Raw genomic sequence first — 22,583 nt, 5'->3', positions numbered from 1 at the left:
CCATCCCCCTCTGTATGGTCATTGAATGCGGTTACCGACCCGGGAGAAATCCCAGTGCCCACCAGTGTAATCCCAGTTCAGCCAAATGAAGAGGGCCCGGCCGACCAGGAGATCCTCGGACACGAAGCCCCACATGCGACTGTCGTTGCTGTTGTCCCGGTTGTCGCCAACCATGAAGTAGTGGCCTTCGGGTACCCGCACCGTTCCCGTCAGACCCGGGCTTTGCTCCCACATCAGGATTTCGTGGGGGGTATCGCCGAGATGCTCCAGGAAATGGTTTGCCCCCGTCATCATGCGCCCCGAACCGACGCCTTCATAGGTGCCGAGCAATTCCGTTTCCTGGGGCTCTCCATTCACGAACAGCGTCCGGTCACGGAATTCGATCCGGTCTCCGGGGAGACCGACCACGCGCTTGATGTAATCCTCCGCCGGGTTGCGGGGATACTTGAACACCGCCACGTCGCCCCGCTCCGGCTTGCCCGTCTCCAGGATCACGGTGCGCGTGACCGGCAACCGCACGCCATAGGAAAACTTGTTGACCAGGATGAAATCGCCGACCAGCAGCGTGGGCATCATCGAACCGGAGGGGATGCGGAAGGGCTCGGCGACGAAGGACCGCAGCACCAGCACGATCAGCAGCACCGGAAAGAACGATCGGGAATAGTCGACGTACCAGGGCAGGGTCGCGCGCCGTTCGGGACTCATCCACCGCCTGGCGACGACCCAGCCGAGCCAGATGACTCCCGTCGCCAGCGTCGCCAGCACCAAAATCAGCTCCAGGCTGAATGTCATAAACGATCCTTTTCCTTGATGCCGCTCATCAGACTCCGCCGCGTCACTTGTCGCCCGTGGACAGCACGGCGAGGAAGGCCTCCTGGGGTACGTCGACACGCCCGATCTGCTTCATGCGACGCTTGCCGGCCTTCTGCTTTTCCAGCAGTTTGCGCTTGCGGCTGACATCACCGCCGTAGCACTTTGCGAGCACATTCTTGCGCAGCGCCTTGACCGTCGACCGCGCAATGACCTTGGAGCCGATCGCTGCCTGTATCGCCACCTCGAACATCTGCCGGGGGATGATGCCACACATGCGTTCGGTCAGGTCCCGCCCGCGGCTCTGGGCCTGGTCGCGGTGCAGGATGGCCGACAGCGCGTCGACGCGCTCACCGTTGATCAGGACATCGACCCGCACGAGCGGCGCCGCCTGAAACCGCAGCGGCTGATAATCGAACGACGCATACCCCTTGGTCGCCGACTTCAGGCGGTCAAAGAAATCCATCACCACCTCGGACATCGGCATCTCATAGGACAGCGCGACCTGCCTGCCCATGTACTGCATCTTCACCTGGACGCCGCGCTTCTCCACGCACAGGGTCATCACTGCGCCCACGTATTCCTGGGGTGCCAGGATATTGGCCAGGATGATGGGCTCGCGGATCTCGGCGATCTCGTTGGACGGGGGCAGCTCGGAGGGATTGTGTACCGGCACCACCTCACCGCTGGTCTTTTCAACCTCGTAGACCACGGTGGGCGCGGTCGAGATCAGGTCCAGTCCGTACTCCCGCTCGAGGCGCTCCTGCACGATCTCCATGTGCAGCATGCCGAGAAAACCGCAACGGAACCCGAAGCCCAGCGCCTGAGAGGTCTCCGGCTCGAACCGCAGGGAGGCATCGTTCAGGCGCAGCTTGTCCAGGGCCTCGCGCAGGTCGTTGAAGTCCTCCGCGCTGATCGGGAACAGGCCGGCAAAGACCCGGGACTGGATCTCCTTGAAGCCGGGGAGCGGGTTCCCGGCCGGCTTCTGCGCGTCGGTGAAGGTATCGCCGACCTTGGCACCGGTGATGTCCTTGATGCTGGCGATGACGTAGCCGACCTCGCCGACCTCCAGGAACGGTTTGTCCAGCGGTTTCGGTGTGAACACACCGACTCGATCGACCTCGTAGGCGCGGCCCACCGACATCGCGATGATCCGGCGCTTGGCGTAGAGGCGTCCGGACTTGACCCGCACCAGCGCCACGACACCAAGGTAGTTGTCATACCAGGAGTCGATGACCAGCGCCTGCAGCGGCGCGTCGGCACTGCCTTCCGGCGGCGGAATCCGCCGAACCAACTCTTCCAGCAGGTCCGCAATCCCCTCCCCGGTCTTGGCCGAGACCCGGATCGCATTCTCGGCCTCGATCCCGATCACGTCCTCGATCTCGGTGGCGACCCGGTCGGGGTCGGCGGCCGGCAGGTCGATCTTGTTCAGCACCGGCACCACTTCCAGACCCTGATCGATCGCCGTGTAGCAGTTCGCGACGCTTTGCGCCTCGACGCCCTGCGAGGCATCCACCACCAGGAGCGCTCCCTCACAGGCGGCGAGGGAGCGCGACACCTCGTAGGAGAAGTCGACGTGGCCGGGAGTATCGATGAAGTTGAGCTGGTAGCGCTCGCCGTCGGCCGCGTCGTAGTACAGCGACACGCTCTGCGCCTTGATGGTGATCCCGCGCTCGCGTTCCAGGTCCATCGAATCCAGCACCTGTTCCGCCATCTCGCGCTCGGCCAGACCACCGCAGACCTGGATCAGCCGGTCGGCGAGTGTGGATTTCCCGTGGTCGATGTGCGCGATGATGGAGAAGTTGCGGGTCAGTCGGGTTTCAGTCATTCCGGGTCAGCTCGTCGATCAGGGCCGACGTATCGAGGAAATGGCAGCAGAGGATCTCTCCGTCCACCGCCAGCACGGGGACCTTGGCATTGAAACGCGCGGAAAGTCCCGGCTCCTCATCGATGTCGATACGCTCAAGCGCGAAAGTATAACGGCTTTCCAGCTGCGATAGCTCCGCAAGCATCCTCTCGCAGAGCCCGCAGTCGACTCGATGGTAAAGGGTCAGCCGGCGAACCGGCTGACCCTGCACGCTAGCGCGGCCCGATGACGCGGGTCGCTGGCCGGGGCGGCCGGCGAGTCCGCGCCTTTCGCCGGTCACGAATTCGGGATGCGCAGGGCGATGAACACGGGGTTGCCGTCACGGTGGATCAACACCGGCACGGATCGTCCGGCCGAGGCGGCTTCCACCTGCTCCCGGAAGTCGTCGACGGAGGTCACGGGGTCGCCGCCAAACTGCGCGATCACGTCACCGGAGCGCACACCTGCGGCGCGCGCGGGATTGTCGGTCACTTCGATGACCCGGATACCCGACTCGCCCAGACCCAGCGCCGAACGTTCCTCTTCGGTCAGGGGCTCGACCTGCATCCCCAGCAGGCTCTGGGGCTGTACCGGCGGCGCGGGCGTGCGACTGCGGGCACTGGCCACTTCCTCGGGAAGCGCTTCGATGGTAACCCCGATCACGATCTCCTCGTCGCCGCGGCGCACGTCCACATCGACTTCGGAACCCACCGGGGTCCGGCCGACGATCGGCGGCAGGGCACTGGAGCGGGGCACGTCGATCCCGTTGAAACGCAGGATCACGTCTCCGGTGCGGAAGCCGGCCTTTTCGGCCGGGCTGTCCGGCTGCACCTGCGCGACCAGCGCCCCGGTTGGCCGGGACATACCGAAGGAATCGGCCAGTTCACGCGTCACTTCCTGGATCAGCACCCCCAGCCAGCCGCGAGTGACGGTGCCGGTCTCGCGCAGCTGCCGGGCCACCTCGACGGCCATGTCGATCGGGATCGCGAAGGACAGGCCCATGAACCCGCCGGTGCGGCTGTAGATCTGGGAGTTGATGCCGACCACCTCGCCGTCCATGTTGAACAGCGGACCGCCGGAGTTGCCCGGATTGATCGCCACGTCGGTCTGGATGAACGGAACATAGTTGTCGGAAGGGAGACTGCGGCCCTTCGCGCTGACGATGCCGGCCGTCACCGAGTGATCGAAGCCGAACGGTGATCCGATCGCCAGCACCCATTCGCCGACCTTCAGGGATTCCGAGCTGCCCAGCTTCAGCGTCGGCAGTTCGTCGGCGTCGATCTTCAGCACCGCCACATCGCTCTGTGGGTCGGAACCGATCAGTTCAGCGGTGAAGACGCGCCGGTCGGACAGGCGCACCACGATCTCGCCACCGTTCTCGATCACGTGGTGATTGGTCAGGATGTAGCCGTCTTCAGTGTAGATGAAGCCGGACCCCATCGAACCACGCTCGAAACGCTCGGGTAACCCGGGTTGGCCACGCTCGCCGAAGAAACGCTCGAGGAGATCACCGAACGGCATGCCCTCGGGGATGTCGGGCGCCCCGCCCCCCCCGCCTTCTACTGCGGGCCGCTCACGAGACGTGGAAATATTCACCACCGCTGGGCTGTATTGTTCCGCCAGGTCGACGAAATCGGGCAGGTGGCGTGCGGATGCGGGTATCGAAAGCGCAATCAGCACCGTCGCCAGGAAGAACCATCGATAAGCTTTCATGTGCACCTTCAGGGGTCAGTGAGTATCACTCTAGAGGGAATCCGGGCACGCAAGTTCCCGCTCACGAAACCGGCCGGCATCCAGGGGGTTCATGTCGCCTTGGGCGGGGACGCCGCGACGCGCCGAAACGTCACGCGGTTTCCGCCGTCCGCGCTCAGGAATCAGGACGGGACAGGCCGCCCGCACCGGCCATCGGCGCCGGAGAAAGACGGGCTGGCTCGCATCCAAGCAGCACGGGGTCGAACCGCTGTCCCTGGGCCCGCAGCCAGCGCCGCACCACCATCAGGCCCAAACCGAAACCGGCCGCACCGGCGAGAATCAGCCAGCCCTCGGACAGACCGGCAAACAGCGCTCCCAGAAGTGTTGGAGCCGCGATCAGGCCGAACAGCGGCAGCATGTACATCGCCAAAGCACCCGAAACCAGCGCGCGATCGCGAATGCCCAGGGTCACACGGTCACCGGGCCTCAGACCATGGACATTGGCCAGACGAAGCTCCAGCGCCCGGCGCCCGAGCACCTCGGACAGCACGCCGTTGCCGCAACCGCTGCGCGCGGAACAGGAACCGCAGGTGGACTGACGCTGCATGCGCACCGTGGCCCAGGCATCATCAGCGTTCACGACGACGCCCTGTTCCTCGATCCAGTCGCTCATCGCCGGAGATACCTTCAGCGCGCCGTTGCGTCTTCGCCGGCACCCGCGGCCCGGAAGCGCGCCGATTCGGCAATCCATTCGACCGTCTTCTTCGGCACCTCACCGACCACTGTCACCTGGTGCCCGGCTACAGGCCTGGCCACTGCATGGGTGGCGCCGGAACGCGTGTACCCTTCGAAGGCCTCGGAGACCTCCTCGCTGGCGGCGACGTAGACAGAAACCGTGGCCAGTCCGTCGCTGAGCACGAAATGCAGGGAGGGCGCAGCATCCGGACCGAACACGCGCTCAGTGGCGATGACCGTGGCAAAGCCGGGAGGAAGACCCTCGAAATACCATTCCCCTTCCTGCCCGGTCACCGTGCCCCCGTCATCTGCGGAACGTATTTCAATATGACGGGCATCACAGCCGCGTGCCTTCAGCGATTCCTCGAACACGACGTCCAGAAATTCCAGCTCGGTGAATACCAGTCGCTCCAGGAGCTGTCCGTCGGCGTCGATCAGTTCGCTCAACAGGGGCAGCCCGGTATCGCGGTGCAGGCAATACTGATGACTGTAGCGGTAACCGTCCCGTGCCTCGGCATGCAACATGTAACAGGAGAAGCCGGCAATACGATCGTATCCCGGCGACTGCAGGTCATAACGCTCGTTGGCCCGCAACATTGAGCCGGCGATCGCCGGGGGCCTTTGCGGCGCGCCCTGCTGCCCGCCATCGCCTTCCACACGCGCACCCTTGAGGGCACTGATGCGGTCCACCGAACGGATGACCTCGCGCGCGGAGCCGGTGAGCGTCTGCAAACGCTCCCGGTAGCCACCGTCTTCGGCCGAATGCACCACCCGTACCGTGTCGATGCGGTCGCCGCGCTGGAAGATGAAGGTCCCCTCGTAACTGTGCGTGTGCAGACTTTGCGCCATCCGCTCCAGCCAGACATTGGGGTCGTCTTGCCCGGCGTGCAGCGTAAACGACAGCAGCATGAGCAACGTCGCCGGAAGATCACGGCGCCAGCGCAACATCCCCGCGCTACTCGCCGTCAACCGAATTCCGGACCCGGGCAAACGCCGAGGAACCCGGAGCAACCAGTTCTGCGTGGTTTTCCAGATAGCGTGCGAAGCGGGGATCGGGGGCCGTCCCCGTGTCGGTCGCGTCGGGCTCCGACGCCGGGGCGACTTCGACCGTAACGATCGGAGCATCGTCGCCGCCGCCAGTGACCATCTGCAGCCCCAAGAGTGAAACCATCGCCACCGTCGCGGCCACGCCGACACCCGCCACCGGCTTCAGCCAGCGCAGCCTCTGCCTCGATCCGACCGATACGTCGAGCGGTGCGTCCTCGGCGATGCCTTCCTGCACGCGGGCGAGGAAATCTACCGGGGCGACCTGCGTCATTCCCCCACGCAGGCTGTCACCGATCAGGTGATAGCGTGACCATTGCGCCCGGTCCTCCCCGGACTTCATCAATTCATCGATCAGGCGGCGGGTCTCGAAGGTGTCGGTTTCGTTGTCGATGAGAGCGGAAAGGCGCTCGGCTTTGCTGACTTGGTTGTTCATTCTCTGCTCGCTCAATCGTTTAGCAGTGGACGCAGGGTCCGGTCGATGGCCTCTCGGGCCCGGAAGATGCGCGACCGAACCGTTCCGATCGGACATCCCATGGTCTGGGCAATCTCCTCGTAGCTCAGTCCCTCGAGTTCACGCAACGTGATCGCGGTGCGCAGATCATCCGGCAACCGCTCGATTGTCCGCTGCACTGCCGCCTGTATCTCCTGTGACAACAACTCCCCTTCCGGGGTTGCATTCTCCTTGAGTGCCGAGTCGCCTCCCATCTGCTCGGCGTCCTGCACATCCACCTCGGCCTCCGGCCGCCGTCTTCCCTGAGCGACCAGATAATTCTTCGCGGTGTTGATCGCAATGCGGTACAACCACGTGTAGAAGGCGCTTTCACCACGAAAGTTGGCGAGGCCCCGGTAGGCCTTGATGAAGGCCTCCTGGGAAACGTCCAGAGCCGCGGCATGGTCGTGCACGTAGCGCCCCACGAGGTTGATGATCTTGTGTTGATACTTGAGGACCAGGATGTCAAAAGCCGCCTTCTCCCCGCGTTGCACACGCAGAACAAGAGCCTCATCTGAAGCCTTTTCGCTCATGCGGGCACTCCCGCCCCAAGCGCCAACTCCGGTACTCTTGGCTGGATGGACCCTATAAACATGATGAAGTTCGTCCCGATCGTCCCTGGCGTTCCGAACCGCGCCGATCTGCGCGTGGAATCACGCCGGAAACTTACCTGAGCCATGGCCGCAACACAAATGGGCCCCGCGCAGGAACGCTTCGACGTGCTTATCATCGGAAGCGGCGCGGCCGGCCTTACCGCGGCCCTGCATCTGGCGCCCTTCCGGCGGGTCGCGATCATCAGCAAGGGTCCGGTGGAAGAGGGCAGCACGCGCTACGCCCAGGGCGGCATATCGGCGGTGCTGGACAAGACGGACTCCTTCGACTCCCACGTCTCGGATACCCTGGACGCGGGCGCCGGCCTGTGTGAGACCGAGGCGGTCCGCCGGACGGTGGCCGCGGGTCCCGGGGCCATCAAGTGGTTGATGGGGCTGGGGGTGCCATTCACCCGCGAGGCCCATGAGGGACGCAGCCGGCTGCATCTCACGCGTGAGGGTGGTCACAGCGCGCGCAGGGTTGCACATGCCGCTGACGCAACCGGGCAGGCGATCGAGGAGGCCCTGGTGGAAACCGCACGGGGTCAGCCGCGGATCGAGGTCTTTGAGCGGCATCTGGCCGTGGATCTCATCGTGCACGAGCTCAATGGACAGTCGCGGGTGATCGGCGCCTATGTGCAGGATGGCGAGACCCGCGAGGTACAGACCGTACTCGCCCCGGTGGTGATTCTGGCCACCGGCGGCGCGAGCAAGGTTTACCTGTACAGCTCCAATCCTGACGGCGCGACGGGAGACGGCATCGCGATGGCATGGCGGGCCGGGTGCCGGGTCGCGAACATGGAATTCATGCAGTTCCATCCGACCTGCCTGTTCCATCCCCAGGCCAAGTCCTTTTTGATCTCGGAAGCGGTACGTGGCGAGGGCGGCCGGCTGCTGCTGCCCGACGGCAGCCGGTTCATGCAGCACTTCGATCGCCGCAGCGAACTGGCTCCGAGAGACATCGTCGCCCGGGCGATCGACCATGAGATGAAGCGACTGGGCCTCGATTGCGTCTTCCTCGACATCAGCCACCGAAGCCCGGAGTTCGTGCGCGAACACTTCCCGATGATCCACCAACGCTGCCTGGAATACGGCTTCGACATGACCCGGGAACCGCTGCCGGTGGTCCCCGCGGCCCACTACACCTGCGGCGGCGTGCTGGTCAACGCCGATGGACAGACGGATCTCCCGGGGCTGTATGCGGCTGGCGAGGTCTCCTACACCGGCCTGCACGGCGCCAACAGGATGGCGAGCAACTCGCTGCTGGAATGCCTCGTGTACGCTCGGTCGGCGGCCGATCACATTCTTTCCGATCCCGACCCGCTGGCGCCCGGGGATCTGCCGCGACCACCCAACTGGGACGAGTCGCGGGTGACCGACTCCGATGAGGAGGTGGTCGTCTCGCACAACTGGGACGAACTGCGCCGCCTGATGTGGGACTACGTGGGCATCGTGCGCACCCGCGACCGCCTGCTGCGGGCCCAGCGGCGCATCCGGGTGCTGAAGGAAGAGGTCCATGAGCACTACGCCCACTACCGGATCACGCCGGACCTGATCGAACTGCGCAACCTGGTGGTGGTGGCCGACATCATTGTGCAGAGCGCGCTGGAACGGCGCGAGAGTCGCGGCCTTCACTTCATCCGTGACTTCCCTGAGCGCGATGCAGCGCTGGACGCGCGACCGACGATACTGACGCCACCCCCGCAACCTGGTGCATGAATGCGATCCGGCAACGGCGTCCCGGTGCGGGTCTCAACCGGCCTTGGCAGCCGGCATGCGGATGAAGTGTTCGCGGTAATGACGCAGCTCTTCGATGGAATCCCGGATGTCCTGCAGCGCCTGGTGGGTGGCGTCCTTCTTCGACGACGCGAGCACGCCCGGCGCCCAGCGCCTGGCCAGTTCCTTGAGCGTGCTGACGTCGAGGTTGCGGTAATGAAAGTAGGATTCCAGATCCGGCATGCAGCGGGCCAGGAAACGCCGATCCTGGCAGATGGAGTTGCCGCACATGGGGGACGCACTCCGTGGCACCCACCGCTTCAGGAAGTCCAGCGTGGCCTGCTCAGCACCGATCTCGTCGTGCACGCTCTCGCGTACACGCTGGAGGAGTCCGGAGGCGCCATGCGTCCGCCGGTTCCAGTCGTCGAGGCGGGCGAGCACCGATTCCGCCTGCCGCACCGCGAAAACCGGCCCCTCCGCGAGCAAATTGAGGTCTTTGTCGGTCACAATGGTAGCGACCTCGATAATGAGGTCAGACTGGGGGTCCAGGCCGGTCATCTCGAGATCGATCCAGATCAGGTTGTCGGCATTCTGGCCCATGCGGTCTCCTTGCGCTGGCCGCCAGTCTATCATCCAAAGCCGAATCCGCGATCGGACTCGGCATCACCACAGGACAGGAGAGAATCATGCGTCAGATCGGAACAGCCATCGGTACCCTGCTCTTCGTCGCCACCTTCGGCAGTGCGGCTCAGGCCGGCGATGCCGCCGAGGGCAAGGCCCTGCACGATTTCAACTGCCTCAGCTGCCATGGGACTGAGGCCTACACGCGCGACGACCGGATGATCCACTCGATGGATTCCCTGATCACCCAGGTGAACCGCTGCAACGTCAGCCTCGGCACCGGCTGGTTCGACGACGAGGTCGAATCGGTTGCCAAGTATCTGAACGAGAACTACTACAAATTCTGACCGCAGGAGGGCCGACCATGAGCGACCTGAAGAACCTGCACTGCCAGGCACCGGAAGCCTTTCCGGGGCCCATGTCCCGGGCCGAGTGCGAGGAGACCCTGAAGCAGCTTGATGCCGACTGGAATCTGGACGCCGAAGCGCAGCAGATCTCGCGGCGTCTGGAGTTCGCGAACTTCCACGAGACCATGTCCTTCGTCAACGCGGTCGCCTGGGTCGCGAACCGGGAGGACCATCACCCCGACATGGAGGTCTCCTACGGCCACTGCATCGTCCGGTTCTCGACCCATGCGGTGGGCGGGCTCAGCCCGAACGACTTCATCTGCGCCGCGCGCGTCGATGCGCTGTTCGACTGACCGGCTCCGTAGCGGCGGCGGGCTGCATTCGTGCTGAGCGGGATCGGACCGCACCGGGGCATGCATCGGGGCGGGCAGTCCGCCCGACGGATGCACGGGGGATGAGGGCCGCCGAAGCCTGCCCGGCCCTCTCACTCGCTGCAGGGACGCTGCCAGGATGATCACCTTGCCCTGCCGGGTGGTTGCACGCTTTGGCAGCGAAGTCGACGTGCTGCCGCCAACAGGTGGCATCCTTCGAGCTCATCTGCGGCGCAAGTTCGACGACGTCGTCTGTGGGGACGTGGTCCTGGTCGAACCCGGGGAGCGGATCGTCACCGGCCGGGAGCGGCGGATCAACCACCTGGGCCGCCGGGATGGCTTCAACCGCCACCGGACCATCGCCGCCAACATCGACCGGGTGTGGATCGTGGTCGCGCCCCGGCCGGCAATTCCGCATCTGCTGATCGATCGCTTTCTGGTCGGCATCTTCAACCTGCCGGCCAGCGCTGCAGTCGTGATCAACAAGTACGACCTGGTGGATGCGGTCACTGCGAAGTCACTGGAGGCGAGCCTTGCCGGCTACCGGCACCTCGACCTTCCAGTCCTGCAGGTCAGCGCACACACGGGATTCGGCATGGAGTCGTTCCGGGACGCGGCGGCGGGCGGCAGCAACATCCTGGTCGGGCAGTCGGGGGTCGGCAAGTCATCCCTGATCCAGGCCATGCTCCCGGAGCAGAGTCTCAGGGTCGGCGCGGTGGGGCACAGCGGCGAGGGCCGTCATACCACCACCACCGCACGCTGGTACCCGTCCGCAGGTGGGGGCGCGTGGATCGACTCACCGGGCGTACGCGATTTCACCCCCGAGATCACCAGCATCGATGAACTGCTCCGGGGATTTCCGGACCTTGGTGACATTGGCGACGGATGCCGGTTCCGCAATTGCACGCACCGATCCGAGCCCGGCTGCGCGGTACGCCAGGCGGTGGCCCAGGGCCTGTTGCCGGAAGCACGCCTCAACGCCTGGCTCGAGCTGCTGCAAGGCCTGAGCAGTGGCTCCAGTGGCCGGCGAGAAATTTAACGTGAAAGTCACGGCCACGCCCGCCGCTACGCCCCCGCTTCTGGAGTGCGGGAGCTTGCTCCCGCTATTCGGTGCCGGGGTATAACCGATTTCCCCAAAGCGGCGGCAAGCCGCCGCACTCCATAGGCGCTTGTGCTTTCATCATTCGGGGTGGCGCGCTTCGAGGCCATGAGAGTTAGCGGGCCATGCGCGCGGTGCGCTGGATCAGAAGTTCAGCCCCATCTCGAAACCGACCACGGATTCACTGGCGCCGGCGCCGCCCTGAAAGTCGAGGCCTTCGCTCAGCCAGTCGCGCGATGCGCTGGCGCCGTAATCGTCGTAGAAGAGACTGACCGACACTTCGGTCTGGTTGCTGAAGCGCAGCCGGCTGTCCAGGCTCAGGTAGCCGGCGCTGCGCGCCGAATCACCCCGGTGACCATAAAACGCGGAACCCGCATCGGCATCACCCAGTAGGGGGTAACGTACGCCCACCCGTACCCGGCTGCGGAGATTGCCGGATTCGAAGGTCGGGCCGGTACTGAAATCGCTGACCATGAAACTGCTGCGGATACCCCCCGCATCGGGATCCACGATCTGACCGCCGCCTGAGGAATGCAGGCCGAGGCCGAAGTCGACCCCGTAACCGAAGCCGCTGCTGCCGAATCGCTGAATGAATCCGCCACTCGTTTCCAGCGCATGCTCAGCCGAACCCGGCTCGACCAGCGAAGGCATCTGTGTGGAACGGACATCGAGATTGAATTCCCGGCCTCTGTGCATGTCGTTGCGGAAGCCCGGACGCAGGCGGTCGGCCCCAGAGAACGCATCCAGCGTGGACAGCGCGTCCTGTCCTGGGGTGTAGGACATTTCGTAGAGCGAACGGGATTCGGCGTGCAACGGGAGCGCGATGAGGGCAAGCGGAAACGCCGCCAGGACGAGGCGACCTGCATTCCGGAATGTACCTGCACACGCGTTCATGGCCGTTGTCCCTACCCTTTCGGGAGCTGCTCAGAATCTGTACGTCGACTTGCTGAAGTATAGTACTTTTCTCATCCTGGCGGCCAGGAAAACGGGCGTCCGCCAAGCACGTGCAAGTGGATATGATACACCGATTGACCACCGGACTCTTTGCAATTCATCACGGTCCGGTAGCCATTTTCCGCACAACCCAGCAGACGGGCAGCCTCCGCGCCCGCGAGCATCAGTTGCCCGAGCAATTCCCGGTCCTCGTCTGTGGCATCGTCCAGCGTGGCGATGTGCCGGCGCGGAATCACCAGCGCGTGCTGTGGAGCCACGGGATTCAGATCATGGAAGGCCACGACATTCTCCGTTTCCAGGATGAGCTTCGCGGGGATCTCCCCGGCAACGATGCGGCAGAATATGCAATCCGTCATGTCATTCCTCCTTCAGGTTTGCGAAAGGCGCCACGGCAAGAACCCCACGGCATCAGTAATCGCGCCGTCCGGAAAGGGCGTGGGTCAGGGTACCCGCGTCCAGATACTCCAGCTCACCGCCAGCCGGCACCCCCTGGGCGATACGCGTCGCCCGTACGCCTTGGCGGGCCGCCATTTCGGCAATGTAGTGTGCAGTGACCTCGCCCTCGACCGAGGCATTGGTCGCCAGAATCAGCTCGCGAACCGGGGCATCCCTCAGCCTGGCCTCGAGTCTGTCGAGTCCCAACTCCTCGGGCCCGATGCCGTCGAGCGGTGAAAGGCGGCCCAGCAGCACGTGGAATTGCCCGCGGAAATCGGTCGCAGCCTCGATCGCCAGCACGTCCCCCGGTGTCTCGACCACGCAGACCACGCCAGCGTCGCGGTCCGGATCCTGGCAACGCGGACAGGTGATCGACGCGGTCAGGGTCCGGCACACCGAGCAGTGACCGATCGTCTCGGCAGCCACCTCCAGCGCCCGCGCCAGGCGCCTGGCCCCGCCGCGGTCGCGTTCCAGCAGATGCAGCGCCATACGCCGCGCGGACTTGTTGCCCACGCCGGGCAGGCAGCGCAGGGCTGCAATCAGCTCGTCGAGGGCTGCCTCCATCGGCCGCTTCCCGCAGTAACGTCGTCGCGGATCAGAACGGCAGCTTCATGCCCGCGGGCAAGCCCATTCCCGCGGTCAGCCCGGCCATCCGTTCCTGAGCTGCGGCGTCTGCCTTATGCACCGCATCATTCACCGCCGCGGCCACGAGATCCTCGATCATGTCTCGATCGTCGTCGAAAAGGCTGGGATCGATGCTGACCCTGCGGACTTCGTGCTTGCCTGTCATGATCACCTTCACCAGGCCACCGCCGGCCTGACCCTCGATCTCCATGCTGGCCAACTCAGCCTGCACCTTCTGCATGTCTTCCTGCATCTTCTGGGCCTGTTTCATCAGGCCACCCAAACCACCCTTCATCATGTCCGTACGCTCCTGGTCAATCACCTGGCTGTTGCTGAAATCCTGCCGTCGCTCAAGGCCGGGAGCGACTGCCCTCTCCGGCGGAATCGGCCTCATCCCGAAGATGTACTCTGGACACCTCGGCACCGAAGGTTTCGCGCAACGCGGCGATCACCGGATCTGCACGCACCTCCGACTCTGCCCTAGCCTGACGGTCCGCCGCGTCCGCCGCAAGCCGTGCCGCCGGGGTATTCTTCGACGCCGTGGCCTGATCCCGCAGCTCGAGTCGAACCGGGCCGCCGAGGATCTTTCCCAAGGCCTCCGCGAGCCGGGCGCGACTTCTGTCGGTGCAGAGCATACGGTGCGCGGATTGCACCGCGATCACCACCCGTTCGGCATCGTACTCCAGCAGGTCCGCGTGCAGGGCGAGCTCGCGCACCGGCCCGGGCTGCAGTGCGTTCGCGAAGACGTGCCAGTCCAGCGGCCTCGGCTCAGCGACGGCATGCACCGGACGGCTCGTCGGCCTGGATACGGCAACCGGCGCAGACGTCGGGACCGGCTCGGGCGCCGCAGCCGGTTCGGGCAACGGGTTCGCCGGCTCGGCGCGGCTTGCGCGCCCGCCGGACGGTGTCGCGTCCCGGCGCGAAGCCGGGGCGCCCTCGGGAATGGTCGTGCCGCGAACCCGGTCCGAGCCCCGTTTTCCGGAGCCCGCGGCGCTCCCGCCCACCTGCTCGCGCGGCGGCGGCTCCGGGCGAAAGGCCAGGATGCGCAGCAGGGTCATCTCGACACCAATCCGCGGATCCGGCGCATGGGGAAGGTCACGGCGACCATGCAGCAGGATCTGGTAGGCGAGCTGAACCTCCTCGGGAGCCTGGCGCCGCGCGGTCTCGCGCTGCCAGGCCACCAGGGGATCGGACGCGGGTCCGGCCTCGACCGCCGCCGAATCGAGCGCCATCGCCTGCTCCACCGCAACCCCGTGCACCAGGGCCGCGAGCTCCTCGAGCAGGCGCGACCAATCCGGCGCGAGGGCATCGAGCTCATTCAGGGTCTGCAGCAGACCTGCGCCCTGCCCGGCCCATGCGTTATCCAGCAACTCGCTCAAACGACTGCGCGGCAGCAGCCCGATCATGTCGCAGATATCCGCTTCCGTCAGACCGGCGCCGCCATAGGCGATCGCCTGGTCGGTCAGACTGAGCGCATCGCGCATGCTGCCTTCGGCGGCCTCGGCCAGACGCAGCAATGCCCCCGGCTCGGCAGCGATACCCTCGGCCGCGAGGACCCGATTCAGGTGCTCGGCAATCAGGGCCGTCGACATCGGCTTCAGATTGAACTGCAGGCAACGCGACAGCACCGTCACCGGAAGCTTTTGCGGATCGGTGGTCGCCAGCAGAAACTTCACGTGCGGCGGTGGCTCTTCGAGCGTCTTCAACAGGGCGTTGAAGCTCTTCTCCGAGAGCATGTGCACCTCGTCGATCAGGTAGACCTTGAAGCGCCCGGAGACAGGGGCATACGAGACGTTGTCCAGGAGCTCCCGGGTATCGTCCACGCGGGTGCGCGAGGCGGCATCGACCTCGATCAGGTCGAGATGACGGCCCTCGGCGATCTCCATGCACGAGCGGCACTCACCGCAGGGGGTCGCAGTGACGCCGGTCTCGCAGTTCAGGCAGCGGGCCAGGATGCGCGCCACCGTGGTCTTGCCGACACCGCGCGTGCCGGAAAACAGGTAGGCATGGTGCAGCCGGTCATTGGTCAGCGCATTCACCAGAGCCCGCACGACGTGCGGCTGACCGATCAGGTCCTCGAACCGGCCGGGACGCCATTTTCGGGCCAACACCTGATGGCTCATCGGCTTGTTGTCCTCGGTGTGGGCCGTAGGGGCTGCGGCTGAAGGGTGGCGGCCCGCACCCGCCGCACCCCGGCGCCCGAGTCGGCTGCTACCGTTGCTCCCTTCCGGGCCTGGCGGGGTTCACAGCCTATCGTCGCGGGGGGACCGACACGGACCACCATAACGCGGTGCCTGGGTCACCAGGCGAACCCGAAAGCTTCCGGTTTTCCGGCGCGCCCGTCAACCACGGTATCCGAAGGGACGTCCGGATACCGGCGAGAGCCGGTGCGCAGAGGCTGCGTATTTAGTTTAACGCTATCGTTTAAATATAAATTATTGATTAGATATATTATCGCTCAGGTCGTAGGGTGGGCCTCGTTCCAGCACGGACTGGACGAAAAACTTTGAAACCCATTCATGCAAACCAGGAGAACTTCATGGAACTGAAAACACGAGAAGGCCAGCGCGTACCCGAGATCACGTTCCGCTGCCGCACCGACAACGACTGGAACGACATCCGCTCCCAGGACATCTTCAAGGGCCGCAATGTGGTGGTCTTCGCCCTTCCGGGCGCGTTCACCCCCACCTGCTCGTCCGCCCACCTGCCGCGTTACAACGAGCTGGCACCAGTGTTCAAGGCGCAGGGAATCGATGAAATCGTCTGCATCTCGGTCAACGACGGCTTCGTAATGGAGGCCTGGCAGGCCGACCAGAAGGCAGACCGCGTCACTTTCCTGGCCGATGGCAACGGTGAGTTCACGGACCGCATGGGCATGCTGGTCGACAAGTCCGACCTCGGCTTCGGCAAGCGGTCCTGGCGCTATTCCATGCTGGTACGCGATGGCGTGATCGAAAAGCAGTTCGTCGAGCCCGACGAGCCCGGCGACCCCTTCGTGGTTTCCGATGCGGACACCATGCTGGAGCACATCGCCCCGAAGGTGTCGCGTCCCCAGGACGTGGTGCTCTTCACCAAGCCGGGCTGCCCCTACTGCAAAGCCGCGAAGGACGACTTGCAGAACGCAGCGATGGAGTTCGAGGAGATCGTGCTCGGACGTGATACCACCCTGCGCGGCCTCCGCGCCGCCACCGGCGCAATGACCGTGCCTCAGGTATTCGTTGGCGGCCACCGCATCGGCGGCTCCGAAGACCTCAAGGCATGGCTGACCCGCGATCAGGCCGCCTGACGAAGACCGCGCCGGAAACCTTGTTTCCGGCGCGTCTGCCCAGCCTTTGAGCCCTCCGTACGAGAATACGTTAAAATCCTGATATTCAATTTCCCGCCGTGCCCCGACACTTGGCGCACGTTTGTCACACAACCACAACGGGAGCCAGCATGGAACACTACGACATCCTCGTGATCGGCGGGGGCAGTGGCGGCCTCGCGGTCGCTGAAAGGGCGGCAGGCCATGGCGCACGTGCAGTCGTCTTCGACCCCAAGCCGCTGGGTGGTACCTGCGTCAACGAGGGTTGCGTCCCGAAGAAATTGACCTGGTACGCAGCCCATCACCTCAGCCAGGCCCGCCACGCGCACGAATTCGGCGTCGATGTCGACGTCTCCGGCATCCGCTACGGTGAGCTGGTAAAACGCCGCCACGACTTCCTGCGGATGCTGAACGACTACTGGTCCGGTTACCTGGAGCGCCTGGGGGTGGACTACGTGCCCGAGCGCGCGCAACTCGTCGATGCGAATACCGTGTCGGCCGGAGGCAAGACCTATCAGGGCAAGCGCGTGGTCATCGCCACCGGCGGCGAACCCATCGTGCCGCGGATGCCCGGTCACGACCTCGGCGCCACCTCGGATGACTTCTTTCAGTGGGAGGACCTGCCCAAGTCCATTGCGATCATCGGGGCCGGTTACATCGGTCTGGAGATGGCTGGCATGCTGCGCTCCTTCGGGGTGGAGGTCACGGTGATCGCGATGGAGGAGCGGGTGCTGGAGATGTTCGACCCGATGGTCAGCCACGTGATCGAACGACACATGGAAGAACAGGGCATCGTTCGCCATCTCGGCTCGACGGTGAAGGGTCTGGCCGGAGAACCCGGCGCGATCCGGGTCCAGGTGGCCGAGGCCCGGGAATTCGGTCCCTTTGAGCGGGTGCTGTGGGCCGTCGGCCGGCGCCCGAAGACGCGGGATATCGGCCTGGAGGCCGCTGGCGTCGAGATCCAACCCAACCACACCGTTCCGGTTGACGAGTGGCAGGAGACCAACGTCCCTGGCGTGTTCGCACTCGGCGACATCATCGGCAAGGCTCCGCTGACACCCGTGGCCATCGCCGCCGGGCGCCGGCTTGCCGACCGCTGGTTCGCGCCGGAACGGAACCCCGTGCCGGTCGACTACGCGCAGATCCCGACGGTCACCTTCACCCATCCCCCCACCGCTGCGGTCGGCATGACCGAGCCCCAGGCCGTGGAGCGGTTCGGCGACGCAGTACACGTGTACGAAACCGAGTACGGCGGCCTCGCCCGCGCCTTCGCCGAAGCTGACATCGCACCGATTGCGATGAAGCTGGTCTGTGCGGGAGAAGACGAACGCGTGGTCGGCATCCACATGGTCGGCGACGCAGTGGACGAGATGCTGCAGGGCTTCGCGGTCGCGGTACGCATGGGTGCAACCAAGCGCGACTTCGACCTGACCATCCCGATCCATCCGACCAGTTCCGAGGAACTGGTTACGCTGAAGGTCTCGCGCCCCGGACAGAGCAACCCGCTGGCCGACGCAGCCTGACCTCTACCGCGGCCAGGGACGGCCGGGTATTCCTTCTCTTCGCGACCTCCAAGGCACCGTAGGGGCGCGCGAACACCCTGCTGGCCCAAGCCCGGCCGACTCATTCGCGCAGCGCAAGACCCCGGACGAAGGCAACCCGGTCAGCAGGACCGAGGGCTGCCTGCGCTGCGCGCGCATCGATGCATTCGACGTTGCCCAGAAGGCCGGTGCCGTTCGCAATCTGCACGGCAAGGCCGGGCCTGGCGTTCAGTTCGAGAATCAGCGGGCCTAGATCACGGTCGAGCACCACGTCCACGCCGAGGTAGCCCAGGCCGGTGAGTTCGTAACAGCCGGCGGCCAGTTCCAACAGTCGGCCCCAGCCGGGGATCGCGATACCACCGAGCGGAGCGCCGGTATCCGGGTGCTGATCGACGATGTCGTTGTGCAGGACACCATGGCCGGTGACGCCGGTGGCGATGGCGATGCCCGCGCCCACGGCGCCCTGGTGCAGGTTGGCCTTGCCGTCGGAGGTGCGGGTCGGCAGGCGTACCATGGCCATCGCCGGGTAGCCCTTGTAGACCACCGTGCGGATGTCCGGCACACCCTGAAAACTCACCTGCCCGAACAATGGGTCGAAGCGGACCCGGTATTCGATCATCGCCCGATCAGGCTGTCCGCCGAGGCTGTACATCCCGCTCAGGATGTTGGAAACGTGGTGCTTGAGACCATCCAGATCCACCAGCAGGCCCGAGGCCTTGCGAAATTGCTCGCCCACCCTGCCCGTGATCACCAGAATCCCATTGCCGCCGCTGCCGTGAGCGGGCTTGATCACAAAATCCTCGCGCCCGGCGACGATTGCAGGCAGGTGCCGAACGTCGTGGTTGGTCTCGATCACCCCGTACAGTTCGGGCACGGAGATGCCGGCAGCGATGGCGACCGCCTTGGTCTGCAGCTTGTCGTCCACCAGGGGGTAGCGGCTGCGCGGATTCAGCTCAGCGATCATCTGCGTGTTGCGGCGGTTCATGCCCACGACGCCCTGACGCCGCAATTCCTGCGGGGTGATGAACCACTTCATGACTTGGAGCGACCCGCCAACACCCGGAACCGCAGCAACTCAGACAGGCGGTACCCGGTATAACGCCCCAGCAGCAAAGTGGCGGCGAGCACGATCAGGAGCAGTTCGGGGAACACGAAGATCAGGTGCTCGATATAGGGATTGATCATCAGCAGATATCCAGCTACCGCAACCATCAGGCTTCCGATTCCCTGCCGGATCGCGTCCCCGGCCCCGTGTTCTTCCCAGACGATCGACATGCGTTCGATGGTCATCGCCAGGATCACCATCGGGAACAACGCGATGGCCAGTCCGTGTTCGATCCCCAGGCGGTGACTGAGGATGCTCAAGGCCAGCATCAGCATCACCACGATACTGACCACGGCCGCGAGCCGGGGTACCAGCAGCAGCTTCAGGTGTTCCAGATAGAACCGTATGGCCAGCCCCAGCGATACGATGAGGGTAAACAGGATCACCCCGCCGAGCAGTTCGGTCTCGCGAAACGACAGCGCGATCAGTACCGGCATGAAGGTGCCGAAGGTCTGCACACCGACCACGTTGCGCAACAGCACGATGATCATCGCGCCGACCGGAACCATCAGAAGCACCCGGTACATGTTCTGGGTCTGCACCGGCAGCCCGAACAGCGAGAAATCCATCACCCGGGAGTTCAGGAGTTTCGCGCGCTGCTGTGCGGTATCCACCGCATCCTGGAAATTTCGGCTGACCGCAAAGCTGACCTGCGCGTTGCGGGCACGGCTCAGTTCTACCGGATCGCCATCTCCGTACCACCAGACCAGGAAATGCTCGGGATAGCCCACGCTGCCGTCGTTGGGGTTGACCGCAACCCACTCACGGGTATTGTGGACCTCGAGCCAGGTCCGGGGCTGCAGGTCCCGGCCACGATCCGTCAGCTGCAGCCCGTGGGCCATACGGGCCGGTATACGGGCGCCAGCCAGCAGTTCGATCGCGACAGCCACACGGTCGCGTTCGCTGGCATTCCCGGACACGAACAGCCCCATGTTCTCATCGGCAGCGCTGAGCATGTCGCGTACCAGCACAGTCGCGAAGCTGGTGATGTCGGCGGAACGCGCACGCACCTGGTCGATGATGGTCTCTGCCGCGGACAGGTAGGGCTCCTCCAGATCCGGGACATCGGCGGGGCCGGGGTACTCCGGTTGGGTTCGCAGGGAGCGTTGCAACTGGTAGACCGCGGCACGGTAGTAGAGCACCTGCCGACCGCTCGGACTGCGTGTGGTCCAGGTCGCTTCCCGGTTATCAGCGCCCATACCGGTGGCCAGACCGTAGCCGCGGGATACGAAGTGTTCGTCCAGAAGAGCAAAACCGGGGGGCTCATGCGGCAGGAACAGCCGGGCGGTGAGCGCACCACCCGTTGGCTCGAACGCCACGCGCGCTTCGACGGTCCAGTTGTCAGTGGTCTGGGCCGGCAGTACCGGGAAACCGAGATTCCAGACCTTGTGATAAAAAACCCCGAGGCTGAGCCCCGTCAGAAGCAGAATCAGCAGCGGAAGGTGCAGGCGCCTCATAACCCCCGCGCCACGTGCCGCTTCCCTGCAATCGGGGCCGCATCGTAAGCCGAAGGATCAACTGCCGGGTGCAATTCCGTGGTGTCCGCGACTCCCTCCGGCAACTCGCAGCGCGGCGACTGGATAAACGTCTCCGCCGGGTCCACCAAGATGGCCCCCGCCATGTGATTACGGCCCACCAGGGCCTGGTAATTCAGCTGCGTACGGTCGACCAGGTTCATTTCCTCTTCAAGGTAGATGCTACCCATGCAAAGCCCGATCGTGACCACGGGCCGCCGCTGGTGCTCGCCATCGTGGCGAACGATCCGGACGTAACGGGTGACCTTGCGCTCCAGCCGCACCTTGCTGTCCGGAGTCTCGGGGTCGATGATGTCAAAGGCGATCCAGCGCTCTCCATCGCGGCGGAAGGCCTCCTTGTTCAGCGCATTCAGCGACGATGTGGTCGCCCCGGTATCCATCTTGGCCTTCAGCGATATTCCTTCAGGCAGAATCTCGACCCGCTCGACCCAGCCGAAGATGGAACGGCTTGCGGGTTCGTCCGCGGCAAGGCCGCTGCTCGCAAAAAACAGGGTCAGCAGCAGCGCGGCTGCGCGCAAAACGTGCGGGTACATCGGGTCCTCCATCGAATCCATCGGGCCAGCGTTCACTGGCCGCCCCTGCCGGAGCCATAAGGTTTCCTGATTATCACGAGTCCTCCGCAGGCGAGGAAGATCGCATTGACCGCAGCGCAACCGCCAAAATCTTCGCCTGCAACGCAGACTCCGACAAGGGCAATGACCCGTAGGAACGCGCCTTGCGCGCGAAGCGATCCTCTGCGGACTTTCCGTGATAATCAGATGAAATTTTAATTATACGGGCATTCCGACCTCTTGAGACAGCAAGCGTTCCCATTGCCATGGCCCCGGCACCGGTCCTTCGCCACAATCCCGCCAGCCGCCGAAGGAACGCCACCTCCCGGAATGCGAGCGACGCCCGCATCACGCAAACCCCGCGATCTGAGTCTAATATCACGGAAGGCCTGCGGTCGTCAGGCAAAACAAGGGACGCGCGATCCTCGCCGTCTGGGGGGGTGACGATATGCGCTGTTTATCAGAAGCCTGCTTGTCCGGAGGTAGCCGCGATGAATGACGCCATCGCCGACGTGACGATACACATCGATGAGAGCATCGACCCCGAAGCCCGGGTCAGTCTTGAAAGCAGACTCCTGGCCCTGGACGGCGTAACCGCCGCATCCAGTCACAACGGGACGTCCCACCTTCTGGTGGTGAAATTCGATCCCGAGAGACTGCAGAGTCACGACATACTGCTCGCCGTGATCGCGACCGGTCTCCATGCGGAGCTGATCGGTCTCTGAGATGCGGGACGGCCTCATGGGCAGGCGGCCGGTCGCGCAGATCCGGGCCACACAACTGGCCGAGATCACCCGGCGCCGCTCGCGCTGCCGACCCCCGGCACACACGGCGCACCGCGGATCCAGTCCGGTGTCGGGTTACGCTGCGCTAACTGTCATGCCATTGGGGGGCGCGGGACCCCTGATGATGAAAAGCCGCAAACTGTAGGTCGGGTTAGCCCAAAGGGCGTAACCCGACGGGCCTCGTACCCCACCCATGGGCGCAAAATGGCGTCGTCCCCGGGAAGTCGTCGGGTTACGCTGCGCTAACCCGACCTACTGGGCTTCGCCCCAAGCTCGGGTTCTTTCACGCTAACCCGACCTACGTTTCGTGCGTTCCCTGATGCGGCTATAGGGGGTTCAGGTCACCGGCGCAGTTCGTCGTCCCGGTAGTGCATATCGAGCCAGC

General features: G+C 64.7%; 23 protein-coding genes, 1 other RNA gene and 1 pseudogene. 7 read left to right on the top strand and 18 right to left on the bottom strand.

All coding sequences use genetic code 11. The annotated features are described in order from the left end of the window. Positions 1-18: 18 nt before the first annotated feature. The 8 genes from lepB to rpoE form a co-directional block, all read right to left on the bottom strand. Positions 19-792, bottom strand: a complete 774-nt coding sequence (gene lepB, locus EA346_RS12345; protein ID WP_296759021.1) for a signal peptidase I — start codon at positions 790-792, stop codon at positions 19-21. 43 nt (positions 793-835) lie between these two features. Then, positions 836-2,638, bottom strand: coding sequence for a translation elongation factor 4 (lepA, locus tag EA346_RS12340; RefSeq protein ID WP_296759018.1), 1,803 nt, complete (start codon positions 2,636-2,638; stop codon positions 836-838). After that, a complete protein-coding gene (locus tag EA346_RS12335; protein WP_296759016.1) occupies positions 2,631-2,888 on the bottom strand; it encodes a glutaredoxin family protein in 258 nt (85 codons plus the stop codon). The genes lepA and EA346_RS12335 overlap by 8 nt, the downstream gene beginning before the upstream one ends. Before the next feature lie 65 nt (positions 2,889-2,953). Continuing rightward, positions 2,954-4,369 (bottom strand): DegQ family serine endoprotease, encoded by a 1,416-nt coding sequence (locus EA346_RS12330; RefSeq protein ID WP_296759015.1) that lies wholly within the window; start codon positions 4,367-4,369, stop codon positions 2,954-2,956. A gap of 154 nt (positions 4,370-4,523) precedes the next feature. Beyond that, on the bottom strand, positions 4,524-5,021 hold the full coding sequence (locus tag EA346_RS12325) for a SoxR reducing system RseC family protein (protein ID WP_296759013.1): 498 nt from the start codon (positions 5,019-5,021) through the stop codon (positions 4,524-4,526). Positions 5,022-5,035: 14 nt separating this feature from the next. After that, entirely contained in the window at positions 5,036-6,031 is a 996-nt protein-coding gene (locus EA346_RS12320) for a MucB/RseB C-terminal domain-containing protein (protein ID WP_296759012.1), read from the bottom strand. 7 nt (positions 6,032-6,038) lie between these two features. Further along, positions 6,039-6,563, bottom strand: coding sequence for a sigma-E factor negative regulatory protein (locus tag EA346_RS12315; protein WP_296759010.1), 525 nt, complete (start codon positions 6,561-6,563; stop codon positions 6,039-6,041). Between the two features lie 11 nt (positions 6,564-6,574). Further along, complete coding sequence (gene rpoE, locus EA346_RS12310; protein ID WP_296759009.1) at positions 6,575-7,153, bottom strand: RNA polymerase sigma factor RpoE; 579 nt, start codon at positions 7,151-7,153, stop codon at positions 6,575-6,577. Between the two features lie 144 nt (positions 7,154-7,297). Here rpoE and nadB point away from each other — a divergent pair, with 144 nt between their 5' ends. Next, positions 7,298-8,929: an L-aspartate oxidase gene (gene nadB / locus EA346_RS12305; RefSeq protein WP_296759007.1), complete on the top strand. Its 1,632-nt coding sequence runs from the start codon at positions 7,298-7,300 to the stop codon at positions 8,927-8,929. A 33-nt stretch (positions 8,930-8,962) separates the two neighbouring features. On the opposite strand, the gene orn is transcribed toward nadB, so the two are convergent. Beyond that, entirely contained in the window at positions 8,963-9,526 is a 564-nt protein-coding gene (gene orn, locus EA346_RS12300; protein WP_296759005.1) for an oligoribonuclease, read from the bottom strand. 86 nt (positions 9,527-9,612) lie between these two features. Here orn and EA346_RS12295 point away from each other — a divergent pair, with 86 nt between their 5' ends. The 3 genes from EA346_RS12295 to rsgA all read left to right on the top strand — a co-directional run bounded on the left by EA346_RS12295 (position 9,613) and on the right by rsgA (position 11,304). Then, a complete protein-coding gene (locus EA346_RS12295; protein WP_296759003.1) occupies positions 9,613-9,894 on the top strand; it encodes a cytochrome c in 282 nt (93 codons plus the stop codon). Between the two features lie 17 nt (positions 9,895-9,911). Further along, the gene (locus EA346_RS12290) at positions 9,912-10,247 is read left to right on the top strand and encodes a 4a-hydroxytetrahydrobiopterin dehydratase (RefSeq protein WP_296759001.1); all 336 of its coding nucleotides are present in this window, start codon (positions 9,912-9,914) and stop codon (positions 10,245-10,247) included. Positions 10,248-10,404: 157 nt separating this feature from the next. Then, the gene (gene rsgA, locus EA346_RS12285; RefSeq protein WP_296758999.1) at positions 10,405-11,304 is read left to right on the top strand and encodes a ribosome small subunit-dependent GTPase A; all 900 of its coding nucleotides are present in this window, start codon (positions 10,405-10,407) and stop codon (positions 11,302-11,304) included. A 204-nt stretch (positions 11,305-11,508) separates the two neighbouring features. On the opposite strand, the gene EA346_RS12280 is transcribed toward rsgA, so the two are convergent. The 6 genes from EA346_RS12280 to ffs all read right to left on the bottom strand — a co-directional run bounded on the left by EA346_RS12280 (position 11,509) and on the right by ffs (position 15,650). Beyond that, positions 11,509-12,258 carry a hypothetical protein gene (locus EA346_RS12280; RefSeq protein ID WP_296758997.1) on the bottom strand — a complete coding sequence of 250 codons (750 nt, stop codon included), beginning with the start codon at positions 12,256-12,258 and terminating at the stop codon, positions 11,509-11,511. A 71-nt stretch (positions 12,259-12,329) separates the two neighbouring features. Then, positions 12,330-12,674: a histidine triad nucleotide-binding protein gene (locus EA346_RS12275; protein ID WP_296758996.1), complete on the bottom strand. Its 345-nt coding sequence runs from the start codon at positions 12,672-12,674 to the stop codon at positions 12,330-12,332. 52 nt (positions 12,675-12,726) lie between these two features. Continuing rightward, on the bottom strand, positions 12,727-13,317 hold the full coding sequence (recR, locus tag EA346_RS12270) for a recombination mediator RecR (RefSeq protein ID WP_296758993.1): 591 nt from the start codon (positions 13,315-13,317) through the stop codon (positions 12,727-12,729). A gap of 31 nt (positions 13,318-13,348) precedes the next feature. Further along, the gene (locus tag EA346_RS12265) at positions 13,349-13,675 is read right to left on the bottom strand and encodes a YbaB/EbfC family nucleoid-associated protein (RefSeq protein ID WP_296758991.1); all 327 of its coding nucleotides are present in this window, start codon (positions 13,673-13,675) and stop codon (positions 13,349-13,351) included. 52 nt (positions 13,676-13,727) lie between these two features. Continuing rightward, entirely contained in the window at positions 13,728-15,500 is a 1,773-nt protein-coding gene (gene dnaX / locus EA346_RS12260; RefSeq protein ID WP_296758989.1) for a DNA polymerase III subunit gamma/tau, read from the bottom strand. Between the two features lie 53 nt (positions 15,501-15,553). After that, positions 15,554-15,650, bottom strand: an RNA gene (ffs, locus tag EA346_RS12255) — signal recognition particle sRNA small type. Between the two features lie 266 nt (positions 15,651-15,916). On the opposite strand from ffs, the gene EA346_RS12250 reads away from it, so the two are divergent. Further along, positions 15,917-16,663, top strand: a complete 747-nt coding sequence (locus EA346_RS12250) for a glutathione peroxidase (RefSeq protein ID WP_296758988.1) — start codon at positions 15,917-15,919, stop codon at positions 16,661-16,663. A 149-nt stretch (positions 16,664-16,812) separates the two neighbouring features. Further along, complete coding sequence (gene gorA / locus EA346_RS12245) at positions 16,813-18,204, top strand: glutathione-disulfide reductase (protein ID WP_296758986.1); 1,392 nt, start codon at positions 16,813-16,815, stop codon at positions 18,202-18,204. 100 nt (positions 18,205-18,304) lie between these two features. Here gorA and EA346_RS12240 read toward each other — a convergent pair whose 3' ends face one another. The 3 genes and pseudogenes from EA346_RS12240 to EA346_RS12230 form a co-directional block, all read right to left on the bottom strand. Then, positions 18,305-19,258 carry an alpha-L-glutamate ligase-like protein gene (locus tag EA346_RS12240; protein ID WP_296758984.1) on the bottom strand — a complete coding sequence of 318 codons (954 nt, stop codon included), beginning with the start codon at positions 19,256-19,258 and terminating at the stop codon, positions 18,305-18,307. After that, positions 19,255-20,784 carry an inactive transglutaminase family protein gene (locus tag EA346_RS12235; RefSeq protein WP_296758981.1) on the bottom strand — a complete coding sequence of 510 codons (1,530 nt, stop codon included), beginning with the start codon at positions 20,782-20,784 and terminating at the stop codon, positions 19,255-19,257. Before EA346_RS12235 ends, EA346_RS12240 begins: the two co-directional genes overlap by 4 nt. Positions 20,785-20,891: 107 nt before the next feature. Then, positions 20,892-21,365: pseudogene (locus EA346_RS12230) on the bottom strand (RimK/LysX family protein); the annotation flags it as partial. A 539-nt stretch (positions 21,366-21,904) separates the two neighbouring features. On the opposite strand from EA346_RS12230, the gene EA346_RS12225 reads away from it, so the two are divergent. Beyond that, positions 21,905-22,138: an ATP-binding protein gene (locus tag EA346_RS12225; RefSeq protein ID WP_296758980.1), complete on the top strand. Its 234-nt coding sequence runs from the start codon at positions 21,905-21,907 to the stop codon at positions 22,136-22,138. Positions 22,139-22,583: the final 445 nt, after the last annotated feature.

Source organism: Thioalkalivibrio sp. (assembly GCF_007692535.1).
Classification (GTDB): domain Bacteria; phylum Pseudomonadota; class Gammaproteobacteria; order Ectothiorhodospirales; family Ectothiorhodospiraceae; genus Thioalkalivibrio.
The sequence above is the reverse complement of the archived record's forward strand: the minus strand, read 5'-3'. Positions and strand labels throughout refer to the sequence as shown.